The 12098-nt window shown below is 40.1% G+C and carries 10 protein-coding genes; 4 read left to right on the top strand and 6 right to left on the bottom strand.

What is annotated here, in order from left to right:
• The first annotated feature begins 12 nt into the window (after positions 1 to 12).
• The gene (locus tag ACZ5R4_RS14395) at positions 13 to 882 is read left to right on the top strand and encodes a carbohydrate ABC transporter permease (protein ID WP_109985119.1); all 870 of its coding nucleotides are present in this window, start codon (positions 13 to 15) and stop codon (positions 880 to 882) included.
• 46 nt (positions 883 to 928) lie between these two features.
• Positions 929 to 1594: a YesL family protein gene (locus ACZ5R4_RS14390; protein WP_054861102.1), complete on the top strand. Its 666-nt coding sequence runs from the start codon at positions 929 to 931 to the stop codon at positions 1592 to 1594.
• A gap of 55 nt (positions 1595 to 1649) precedes the next feature.
• Here the strand turns inward: ACZ5R4_RS14390 and ACZ5R4_RS14385 are convergent, their stop codons facing one another.
• The 3 genes from ACZ5R4_RS14385 to ACZ5R4_RS14375 form a co-directional block, all read right to left on the bottom strand.
• Positions 1650 to 2162, bottom strand: a complete 513-nt coding sequence (locus ACZ5R4_RS14385; RefSeq protein WP_277679279.1) for a type 1 glutamine amidotransferase domain-containing protein — start codon at positions 2160 to 2162, stop codon at positions 1650 to 1652.
• An 86-nt stretch (positions 2163 to 2248) separates the two neighbouring features.
• The gene (locus ACZ5R4_RS14380) at positions 2249 to 2770 is read right to left on the bottom strand and encodes an SRPBCC domain-containing protein (protein ID WP_109985121.1); all 522 of its coding nucleotides are present in this window, start codon (positions 2768 to 2770) and stop codon (positions 2249 to 2251) included.
• A 74-nt stretch (positions 2771 to 2844) separates the two neighbouring features.
• Positions 2845 to 3180 (bottom strand): ArsR/SmtB family transcription factor, encoded by a 336-nt coding sequence (locus tag ACZ5R4_RS14375; protein WP_054861104.1) that lies wholly within the window; start codon positions 3178 to 3180, stop codon positions 2845 to 2847.
• A 241-nt stretch (positions 3181 to 3421) separates the two neighbouring features.
• Here ACZ5R4_RS14375 and ACZ5R4_RS14370 point away from each other — a divergent pair, with 241 nt between their 5' ends.
• The gene (locus ACZ5R4_RS14370) at positions 3422 to 3961 is read left to right on the top strand and encodes a TetR/AcrR family transcriptional regulator (RefSeq protein WP_109985122.1); all 540 of its coding nucleotides are present in this window, start codon (positions 3422 to 3424) and stop codon (positions 3959 to 3961) included.
• 98 nt (positions 3962 to 4059) lie between these two features.
• Positions 4060 to 5187 (top strand): MFS transporter, encoded by a 1128-nt coding sequence (locus tag ACZ5R4_RS14365; protein WP_464367527.1) that lies wholly within the window; start codon positions 4060 to 4062, stop codon positions 5185 to 5187.
• Positions 5188 to 5396: 209 nt separating this feature from the next.
• On the opposite strand, the gene ACZ5R4_RS14360 is transcribed toward ACZ5R4_RS14365, so the two are convergent.
• From ACZ5R4_RS14360 to ACZ5R4_RS14350, 3 genes are all read right to left on the bottom strand, one after another.
• Complete coding sequence (locus tag ACZ5R4_RS14360) at positions 5397 to 8384, bottom strand: phosphatase PAP2 family protein (protein WP_464367526.1); 2988 nt, start codon at positions 8382 to 8384, stop codon at positions 5397 to 5399.
• Positions 8385 to 9052: 668 nt separating this feature from the next.
• A complete protein-coding gene (locus ACZ5R4_RS14355; RefSeq protein WP_347836208.1) occupies positions 9053 to 9217 on the bottom strand; it encodes a hypothetical protein in 165 nt (54 codons plus the stop codon).
• A 303-nt stretch (positions 9218 to 9520) separates the two neighbouring features.
• Positions 9521 to 12022, bottom strand: coding sequence for an FIMAH domain-containing protein (locus ACZ5R4_RS14350; RefSeq protein ID WP_464367525.1), 2502 nt, complete (start codon positions 12020 to 12022; stop codon positions 9521 to 9523).
• Positions 12023 to 12098 lie beyond the last annotated feature (76 nt).

The following is a 12098-nucleotide window of genomic DNA, read 5'->3' as shown; positions in this document are numbered from 1 at the left end:
GGAGGAAATAGAATGATCTCAGAAACAAAAGTGGAAGCCATTCATGACAAAAGAAAATCGAAAAGAATCAAGCCTAGCCACATTATCATTCATATACTTCTCATACTACTTGCCATTGTTTGTATTGTTCCGTTCTATATTATGATCGTTTATGGTACCCATACAAATGCAGATATTGCTTCCCAATTTATCTTTTTCCCAGGGGAAGCACTGATTGACAATTATCAAAATATGACAGAAAACATTAATATTTGGCGAGGGTTCTTAAATAGCTTTATTATAGCAGGCTGTTCAACGGCACTTACCCTTTATTTCGGGGCACTCAATGCATACGGATTTGCGAAATACAAATTTAAAGGTAACAAAGTATTGTTTTGGTTTGTGTTAGCTACGATGATGGTTCCTCAGCAATTAGGTCTAGTCGGGACATTTCGGATTATGTATATCCTGAATTTACTCGATACGTATGCCGCACTTATCCTACCAGCTGCTGCTAATGCATTTGCCGTATTTTTTGTCAAACAATTTATTGATGGAACCATTCCTGATGAGGTCATTGAGTCTGCGCGGATGGATGGGGCTAGTGAATTCAAAACGTTTAATCGGATTATACTTCCTATGCTGGCACCAGCTCTAGCTGCACTAGGTATCTTTGCCTTTATAGGTTCTTGGAATAATTTCATCAGTCCATTGGTACTACTGTTCTCTAATGAAAAGTATCCATTACCAGTCCTTGTACAAATGCTGCAAGGCTATTATGGCTCTAACTATGGCGTGCAGTACTTAGGGGTTGCCTTATCTGTCCTGCCAATTATCATTGTATTTGCGATTTTTTCGAAGCGGATTATCGGCAGTGTTGCGATCGGTGCAGTCAAAGGTTAACCATCAATGAACAAAACCTACTCTATGAGAAAAGGGTCTGATCAGCATGCAGTTAAATGGTTTATTAAATGTGTTTTACAACGCTGGTGTATGGGTAATCCGACTTGTCTATCTCAACCTATTATGGATATGCTTTACGATTATAGGTTTAGTAGTATTTGGGATCATGCCAGCGACCGTGAGCTTATTTGCTATTTTACGTCAGTGGATTCAAGGTAAGGAAATTGTTGCGGTATTTCCCACTTTTCGGCAGTATTTTCAAAAGGAGTTCTTGAGAGCAAATCTATGTGGATTGATCTTTCTAGTGGCAGCCATTATTTTGCGAATGGATATCATACTATTAAAAGCATTTCCATCATTTCCGTTTCAGCTGCTCTTAGGTATCACACTCTCTTTAGGAGTATTGTATGCGATTATATTGCTGTATTTCTTTCCGGTATACGTGCATTTCGAGGTTCCGTTATGGCATTATTTTAAATATGCCTTGATTATCGGTATTACCCAGCTGCCGATTACCATCATGATGATTCTGGGCAGTGTGGTAGTTTTCTGTATGTATTGGTTCTTCTCTGGATTAATACCATTACTTTGTGTAAGTTTATTTTGCCTAAATTTGATGTGGTTTGGGTATCGTGCCTTCCAAAATATAGAATATGAACAACAGAACGAAGAACACAAGCCATTACGTAGCAAAAAAGCAATAAGCCGTTGACGCAGGTCATTAGTAGAAAAAACTACTCATAGGCTAAAGCCTATGAGTAGTATCATTATGCCAATAATTTAGTTGACTCTTTGATAAACGCTGGAATATCATCCGGTTGGCGACTTGTGACTAATTGGTCTTGACAAACGAAAACCTCTTTATCTTGTACCTTAGCTCCAGCATATTCTAAATCGACCATAATCGACTTATAGCCGGTCACTCCACGTCCTTCTAACGATTTTGCGGTAATTAACAGCTGTGGCCCATGACAGATTGCAAATACGGGCTTTTTTTCATCCATAAAATGCTTGGCAAATGAAACAAAGCGATCATCTGCCCTTAGTATATCAGGGGAAAACCCTCCAGGGATAAATAGTGCGTCAAAATCAGCTGGTGATACTTCATCAATCCCTTTATCGATCTTTACGGTAGCATCCCCTTGCTTTCCTTTCACTGTTTTGCCAGTTTCGTCACCAATTGTTACCACATCATGTCCTGCATCCTTATATGCTTTTGCAGGATCTGTATATTCCACATCTTCAAAATAATCGGTAATAACGGTTGCTATTTTTGCCATTTGTAGAAACACTCCTCTTAAAGTATTATTGTTTGCTACATTCTTACTTTTCCACAGAGAAGTATTTCCTAAACATTACTAAATAATTATTTTTGTAATTCTTCTAACAAGCTAGCCAGCTTATCCCAAGTTTGAGTGACTCCTTCAAGTACACCCATATCCAAAACGGCTTGAAGTTCTTCAGCTGTTGGGTACTCAGATCTGCTTACTAGTTTTGTTTTTCCGTCTTGTTCGATGAAGGTTAATGTCATTTTAGTAGAAGGCATATCCTCTAGAATGTTACCTTCTGCATCAGAGAATGAATCAATGAGTACAATTTTTTCTGGTTCTTGAATATCTTGATAGACAGCCTTTCCCCATGACTCCATTCCATACTCTTCTTGATTTTCATCCGTACACTTCATGCAGTACTGCCATACTCCTCCAGGTCGAAAGTCTACATTACATACTGGAGTGGACCAACCTTCCGTCGACCACCATTTCTCCAAGTGTTCTGCCTTTGAAAACGCCTGGAAAACAAGCTCTCTTGGTGCATCAAAAGTGCGTTCTAGAACCAAATCCTTCCCTTCCACTTTCGAGGTAATTTTAGTATTTACATTATTCGGCATGCTATTGCCCTCCTTGGATTATATTAGTTCATAGCTATTCATCTTTTAGATAAATGCTATAATTACAAAAAGATTTATTCCTTATCACGCGACGCTTCTTTTCTTTGAAGCTCTCCTAAGTATTCATCCAAGCGATCAAGTCGTTGTTCCCAAATTTGTTGGAATGTCGTAAGCCAAGCCTCCATTTCCTGAAATGGTTCATGACGAAGCTTGTAAATTCTTCGATTCGCAACCGCTTGGACTTCGACAATCCCCGCGTCACTGAGTTTTTTAAGGTGCTTCGAAGCCTGTGGTTGCCGAAGCATTAGTTGATCAGCAATTTCCCCTACTGTCAGCGGACCATTCTTTAAGAGTTCGACAATCTGTAATCGGTTAGGCTCGGCAAGTGCATGTAACGTGGTCGTCTTCATTTCATCTGTCCTTTCCGATTGATGGAGTAACTATCTACTCCGTGTTACATTTATAATATACCACCAAAGGAATATTCTAGTCAAGGAATATTTAAGATATTTTTAAAAGAATAATTCTATCCATAATAATCACAGTTTATAGTGGATTATTAAGTTTCGATTGAAAGTTTAGTATTGTTGTCATTAAGATACTTTTATGTTATAAATAGAATGATCGTTCTATATAAGGGGTGTTTTCTTCATGAGCAAAAAAAAGCAAGATATAATGGAACATGCGGAACAGTTATTTTATAAACATGGCTTTCACGGTGTTGGCTTAAAAAGAATTGTTGAAGAATCAAATGTAGCTCTTATGACATTATATAACCATTTTCATTCAAAAGAAGACCTCATCCTTGAAGTGCTAAAAAGACGAGAAGAGCAATATTTTTCTATCTTGAAATCATCTGTTAAGAATGCTAAAAGCTCCATTATATTGTCCCTATCAGAAGCCCATATTGATTGGATTCGAAAACATGACACGAATGGATGCATGTTTTTAAGGGCGAAAGAAGAGTTTTCTTCAAATGATAATTATGAGATTGTCCAATACGTAAATGAGCATAAAAGATCCTTGCTGGATTTTTTTGAAGAGCTTGGCTTCGACCATAGTGAGGCTGCACAATTAGTGTTATTATTCGAAGGAGCTACAGCTTTATCGGAAACCTTAAATGTTGATGAAGTGGCTATGGCATTCATAAATTCTATAAAATCTATGGGGCTTCATTTAAGTGTCGAGTAGTAGGACGTAATACCAACTAACAGGAAAAGTCCGTCGAAGACTTTTTCTCTTTTTACCAAAAATATAATGATCGTTCTATATAAAAAGAGGTGTTGTTAATGAATTCAAAAAAATTAATCATGGTTGGTTTACCTATGATTGCGGTAACTTATGGTTTTGCAAGGTTTAGTTATGGATTAGTTCTCCCTTATCTACGTGAGTCTTTAGAGATTAATCCATCTGTGGCAGGAGTGCTTTCTTCGTTATCGTATTTGGCATATTGTATAGCGATTGTCCTAGCAATGTTATATATGCAAAAAGTTGGTTCCCGTATGATGATTTTAACAGCAGGGATCGCAGCAGCTATAGGAATGAGTATCATATCCATAGCCAATAGCTCACTAGCTCTTGGTATTGGTATCTTTATTGCTGGCCTAAGCACGGGGCTATCTTCTCCACCTTATGCAGATGTGATAAAGAAATGGGTAGATCAGGATAAGCGTTCTACAACAAATACGTGGATTAATGCAGGTACTAGTTTGGGAACTGCATTAACAGGGGTTATGGTTATCTTTTTGGCTAGCAACTGGAGAATGACATACCTTCTGTTTACACTAATATCGATTATTATATTGATACTTAATTATAAGGTCATTCCTCAGACAAAGGATACGAGCAAAACTCATCAGACACAAGCCTTTCATGTGACAAAAAAGGAGCTTGTTCATGCTTATCCCTTAATCTTATCTTCTTTGCTCTTAGGGGCATCGAGTGCACATTATTGGACGTTTTCAAGAGATTTGTTGTTTCAAATGGAGAACCTCCCACAAGCTCTGATTCAAGTATTTTGGATCATTATTGGCATAGCAGGCGTATTAGGAGGATTTGCTGGATATTTTAGTGAGAAAATTGGATTATTATCCTCCTACCGAATAAGTGTTATTTTGCTAGGAGCTTCTTCCTTATTATTAGGTTTATTTACAAATATTCTTCCCGTTGCCCTATCAGCGATTTCTTTTGGTAGTTCCTATATATTTATGACAGGTGTTTTGATCATTTGGGGCATCCATATCTTTAAAACAAATTCCTCACTTGGTCTAGGCTTACCATTTTTACTATTAGCTTTAGGTCAAGTGTTTGGTTCATTCATTGGAGGAGCGGTTGCTGGGCTTCTAGGTTATGAAGCCATGTTTATCCTATTTGCTTTGATTAGTTATATTGCTTTAATTTTTAATCCTAAAGAATAATTTTGAGAAATATACTTTCTAATTCCAAGAATGGGTTCTGAAATTTTATCAATCTTTTATTGACCTACTTTTTACGCTTTGAACTCCCCATTCAACGACAGTGAATTTCTTTGCTGTCTAAACAAAAAAGAAGGAGGCTAACTATTTAAAGTCAATAGTTAGCCTCTTTCTAATTAGTGTGATAATTTCATATTTCTCTACATAAAGGATTAAGCTTTTCTTCTTCTCATGATGAGGAAGAACACGCCACTTAAGAAGAGTAAAAACCCTGCTAATAAGTACTGAAAGGTCGTAGTGGCAGTTTCCGGTAGTTTTTGTCCGTCTTCCGTAACAGGCTGTTGTTCCATTGTTTCCTGTTCAAAAACGGTATAGGTGCTGAAGTGATCGGTTTGTGCTTTCACGTTTCCATCATGCCATTCTCCCCCGATTGCTTCCCATTCTTCGAGTTCTGGATTCCAATAGAACAGTTGCACCTGATCTTTATCCTTTACTTTGTCGCTATCAACAGAAAAAGTCAGTGTCACTTTTTCGTCGAAGGTATCCAATTGTTTTTCGCCTTGTTTGATTTCAAAGTCATAGACCACACTCAATGCTTGATCAATGTCAGCTAAACGCTCTAACTGGATGGTTGCTGCATCGGATCCATTAGTGAAATTGGAGGCAGCTAGTTGCAAGCTTACATTTTTTAACTGAATGATGATCGTTATACGATGCTCCTTCAGCCATTTTATTTGGTCAGAATTAAATGCTAGGTTAACAGAATCATTATGACCTCGTAAATCTATCCTTAGTTCACCTTGATCAGCTAGCTGATAGAGCGAGTCTGTTACGATCGTTGCTTCGCCATTGGTAACGTTAGGTGTTAAGGTAACACTGGTTTGTTTCTCCGGGTCTTTTGAATCCTCAGGATTTTCTGGATCGACAGGGTCTTTTGGATCCTCAGGATTTTCTGGATCGACAGGGTCTTTTGGATCTTCAGAATCTTCGGAGTCTTCAGGATCTGGTAAAACTGGATCAGAAGTATCGATTGCTTTGATATGTGCAACGACACTATTATTGTTATAAGTGACAGTTACCTCGTAATCATCTGCAGTTACATTATCGAATTTACCTTCCACCTTGTCGGCGGTCATTAAAGTAATATTTGCTGCCTTGTCTATTTCATAATTAGAAAGATCCAAATTCAGATCCCCACCATCAAGGTATAACAGTCCATCTACATTTAGTTGCGTTTTGTCATTATCCATTGCAATATCAAGGTTTCCAGCTTCCATTGTGAAGTTACCATTTACATTCAAAGGTTCATCTACATTAACTAACACTGTACCATCTTCCACATAAAGATCGCCTTCACCAAAAGCAGTCTCAGAAGTAGCTTCTAACGTTCCTCCTTCTAGCAATGTGCCTCCTGAATAACTATTATTTCCTGTCAATGTAAGTGTTCCTGTCCCTTGCTTGGTAAGCATACCACTGCCAGTTATATCATTTCTCCACCAATCATGGGCATTAAACCTTCCTTTTGAAGCATCCATATTCACTGTTACATTGCTTAAAAACGCACCATATCCATCAGATGCTGTTACCAAATCAAGTCTGCCCCAACCATTTGATTCGTCTATTACAGGGTAGCCTGATTCAATTTCTGTGGTATACAATACTTCTCTACGTTGTTTATCGGTCAAATAGGGCTGACGAGTTTCCAATAAAACTTCAGCCCCTTTAGGTACTACAGGGTCTAAACCTTTTGTGCCTGTTTGAGGTAATCCGTATGTAAGTTTTTCCCGATAGAATGCTTTATTTGCTTCGTGATCCTCCCACTTTTCTTCATCGTACGCACTTTCAAACGTATAATCCTCTGTTACTGTATGTGCATATTCGTACAAGCTCATTTCTTTTGATGCAGCTAATTCACCGAATACTTCTCCTGCATTTTGATAAGCCTTATCCAATACCTCTTGGTTTTCTGAAAGATTGTATGCGTAGGCAGTCATTGCTGTAGCTTGTATTCTTGCTCCTATAACATCAAGCGGAGAGTGCATGCCGGTCACTATTCTATTTTCTCCCATTTGGGCTGCTCTTGTTAGAAATTCAGCATATCTTTCTGGTGTTGCATATGCAAATCCGAATGTTGACAAATAAGATGCACTTGTATGCCCGCTTGGAAAGGCTCCGTCTTTACCTCTCCCGTCTTCTGCTTTTCTCTTTACATATTCTAATGCAGGAATTACTTCCACATTCGTTTCATATTGCTGGTAATGTCTTTCTCCTGTTTCTTTTTTACCACCTGAAGGTAATTCTTCTATTGTACTCTCACCACTGCCGATTGTGTCCCAAACAGGTAAACCGTTCTCATCAACAACTTCTTTCACTTCTCCATTTGAATTCATTCTGTAAGGTCTTGGAGAAGAAAAAAAGTATTTAGAAGGATTAGACGAAGAAGGATTCCTAAATCTAATTAAATGAACTAAATCCATCGCATCTTCTAGTGCAGATCCCTCCCATTGTCCCATCCCTTGGGCTTGGTCTTCAACAGTCGATTCTTCCAATACTTTATCCATGTCCTCTGATGATCTGACAACACTTGTGATCGGGTTAACAATCTCTACGTAGGCATTCGCTAAAGGTCCATAAGCTTCCATCATACTATATACCTTATCTCTTTGATCATCATAGTAGGCCGCTAACGCCTCTTCATTCGTTCTATTTTTAGTAACCTCTTCTACATATTTTATATTAGCTTCCCAAGTCCTCGGATTTCTGATTTCTTCGTTAGCATATGTCTTCTTATCTGCTATTACCTTTGTCTTATCATTTTTATATCCATCAAAATAAACGGTAGGTCCGTCACCATATTTTGCAATCTCACCATTTGCACCTGGTATAGTTAACGCAGTTCCGTCTCTCCAATCTGGTTGATTCAGAGACCATATTTGATCAAAACCATCTAAAATATTGATAAAAGGATTAGTTCTAGCTATATTCTTTAAGATAGGATCGTTAGCATTTCCACCATTATCTACTGCTGGTAAAGGTTGCTCAACTTCAGGAGGATCTGTATTTATTTCTTCAGTAGTCCCTTGTGGCTTTGCAGGTTTTGAATGCTCCTTTTCAGAATATTGACTAGCGACCTGAACAGGAAGTTCAAAAGATGCCATAGTTAGAACTGCAAGTAGTAGTATTATCGAGACTTTTTTCATGAATTTCATACCTTTTCCATTTCTCCTTTTTGCTGCATATTTTTTAATACACTTAACCACACTAATTCACTTTAACTTTAGGGACTGTATGTTAAATGAATATAGGGAATATGTTAAATTTATGTATTTTTTTGTAGATGGGAAGAGCCCTATGACGAAATTAACGGTTTCTCTTTTAGTAGAGAAAAATGTTAATCTAACACATTATATAAGTTTGTGAGGCGCTATAACTCCACGCTTTCCCCTTTTTGGATTTTGTGAATACTACCTATAGGCACCAATAACTGAAAAAGGTTTCTGCGATAAAATTTCCCGCTTTATAGTAAGCGGTTTCATTTGTCGGATAATCCATCGTTTTATATTTTGACTTATATCTAATTAACTTTTCTATATATGAGTTTAAAATCATGCTCCCAGTTCAACCCGTCATCTGACTTTTGCCAAGAACTATGTATGGTATCTCTTGCATCATTAATTTTCCCATTAAATTGCTGACAAATCTAATGGTGAAAAATCTGACGTAACCCTCCATAATTTCCAAGCATCTTCTTCGAGACTCATTTTATATAGACGTGTTACCCCTCGTGAATCAAAATAGTGTTGTAAATATCCACCAGTATTAGCATCATAGTCATAAACAATCGTATTACTTGGGAACTCTGGCTGAGTTATATGAGTTCGCTGAACGATAAAATTCTCTTATTCAATCCAATCAAATATTGTTTGTCCATAAATTGGTTTGCTTGGAAATGTGGGTGAACTACTTCAATTTCCCATTTACCTATAAAAAACTCCAATCGCTTTAACTTTTCTTCACGAATTGACTTTTCCATTAAGAATCTCTCCTTTTTTAAATTTACTCTCTAATACCGAATTGCCGAAAATATAATTTATTGTAATGATGATAGCAATAACACTTGGATAACCCAAAAAACAGCCTGTCTCATAGGCTCAACTAAAATAATTCTCCCCATTCAAGCCATGAACGCCCACCCATTCCAAGACTGTATGAACAAGCCAAGCGCTAATTTTCATCATGGGTATAACTACTTGAGTCAAAAGAATAGACCACATAAAATTTAAAGATATTTTATGCAGTCTTTATGATTATCACATCTTTTAGTATCCCTGTATGTCTATCTTAGATCAGTTATATAGTTTATATAACTAATCGTCTCTTCTGCTGCGTGAATCATCTCTGTTGCCTGCTCTTCAGTCAGTGTACCAGGATTGACAAATGCATTGACCTGGCTGATAAAGGCGTTTAGCATATTGGTAGCTTGTTCAGGTTTGTCATGTTTCGTATCCAGGAATCTTTCTGTCTGATTTAATTTTACCATTAGAGCATTCTTTTTGCCGCCTACAATATCAAGGCCTGCAACAGTCTCTTTAAGGTCATCAATCCTGTTTTCAGCCCTGAACTGCGCAAACATCCAATCAAAGATGTTCTTATCTGCATACTCTTCATGGCCTGCGCCATACCTAAAGCTGGCGTTTGATTGGCCGATAAGGTTACTGAACAGTTGGGCTTCGGTTTCGTGCGGCGTCCAGTCAAAGCCATAATATGGGAAGTTAAATGCTTGGTTCGTTTCCAGAACCGTCACGTTGGCTTCTGAATATAAGCCGCTAGCTCCAGCGCCTGTTGAGAAATAGTTTGTCCATGCATTACCAGCACCGTCATCCTTATGTGTATGCGCCCATATGGCAGTTTTTGTGAGCTCAGGGTTCGCCGTAAGCTGTTCCACGGTTGGCAAGGTGCCTCCTGCAAGCGGAACGATTGCTGCGAGGAACTCAGGATTACGGTTATAGAAACCGATTGTGTACATGCTACCCATCGAGAAGCCAGACATATAGATACGGTTCAGATCTACCTTGCCTTCAGCGGCCAGTTTCTCCACGTACGCTATAAGGGCCTCATTATTGGCCTGATTGTTCGAGTGGTTCTGTGTAGCTATGATGTGCGCATTGTACTTGCCGGGATTCTCCAGTTGACGCTTGGAGAGCACGGCTGCACCGTTCGCGGTTTGCACAGGTGCAAAGTAGTCCCCCGATGGGCCGCCGCGGCCACCGCCATGGTTGTAGATAAACAGCGGGAGAGGACCGAGGTCTTCCCAGGACTCGTCGATCGAAAGCAGGATGTCCATGCTGCCTGTGCCACCCGGGTTCGTTTTGTCCGGAACAAACTTGTCGAGGGCAGGATTAACTACCTCTGCCTGAGTGAATCTCGGAATTATGGTAGTGCCGTCTGTCAGCTTTATTTCACGATCCACGTTGACGCGGTAATTGAGAATCGTCGAGAATGCATTTTGTAAGGTGCCCGAAACCATTGAGCCGGATGTATAGCCATTGGCATTCCAGAACTCAAATTCAACGATGATGTAGCGGCCGCTCGCGGGCGTATCTGTTACGAGATCGTCGGATCCCGGAGCGGGCGATATATAGCCAAGTGGCTCAGGATCATTGTTAACATATACTCTAGTGATATTGCGCATGCCGTCGAAAATGACGGTCGAGCCATCAAGTCTTGTGTTCCTAGCGCCCGCTTTGAACATGTCGGCACTCAGATCGGCAAGGTTTGCCTCGTTGCCTTCGCCAAGGTCGATGATGACCGCTGTCGTGACGTTGCCGACAGAGAATATGTCGTTATACACTGTGAACGGTACATCCGTTGCGGTTGAAGCAGGCTTGAATGTCACATGAATACTTGTGCCACTTGCGGTGACGTTCTTTATTGTGTAGGTATTGTCTGTAACAGTCACTTCTTCGTCGTTGACCGTAACCTTGTCCACTTCAAACCCGAAATCGGGATTTAACGTGAAGGTCACGTCTTCTCCATCGTTTACCCAAACATGGCCTGCCAGGGAGGATGGGCTTATACTGCCGTTCTCGCCAGATGACGCCATTACGTAGTGCTGAACGCCAACGGTCACGTTTGGTTCATACAGACGCAATGACGGGGACTCCTGCATCTGCTCAAGCAGTTGAGCCGCACTCGTCGTGCTCGCTGCCTTACTTTTCGCGGTGAAGCCGTCTTCCGTACTCGTCAGGGCAAAGTTCCACTGGTTGTTCCCTCCCCAATAGTACAAGGATACTGTGCCTTCTTCTTCATCCAGAACCTGCATCAACAAGCTCTGTTGGTTACCATTGCTGGCTGCTCCGGTCGTGTTAAGGGGTGCATGCTGGGCGTTGAAGCTGGATTCCCTCCTCAGGGGTTCCGTACCTCCGCCTGCACCTGGAGCGTTGTTCAATAAATAGTAGCCCCGGCCTTCGCCAAGACCTCCGGATTCCACCGCGGTGTTTGCGCCAAGGCCAAACTGCCAGATCATGTCGTCCGTCACTTCGGATGTGATTAAGCCGTCTTCAATCGTCACAGGTTTGGACACCATGCCAACCTGAGTGTCGCCGGTGACGTCTCCGGGTGTGTTGATTGTCGCTTGAGCGTTAGCAAGTGCACCGTGCTCAGACACGATGAGATAGCTTTTGCCAATCTGGACATCAGCAGGGTCGACCTGTCTCCATGTAATGTTTGATTCCGATGCTGTCTCCGCCTTGGTTTGGGGTAAGTTGGATACCATTTCTAATACTATAATGAAGCAAACCAAGAGACCTACAGCCACCACTAATCTTATTTTACTCATTACCTATAACTCCTCTCATATTTCCTGTCTCTTTCCCATTGATTACAATTTGACGACATGACTATCACCTACAAGA

It is taken from the genome of Gracilibacillus sp. JCM 18860 (assembly GCF_055395245.1).
This window is presented reverse-complemented; position numbering and strand designations above follow the sequence as displayed.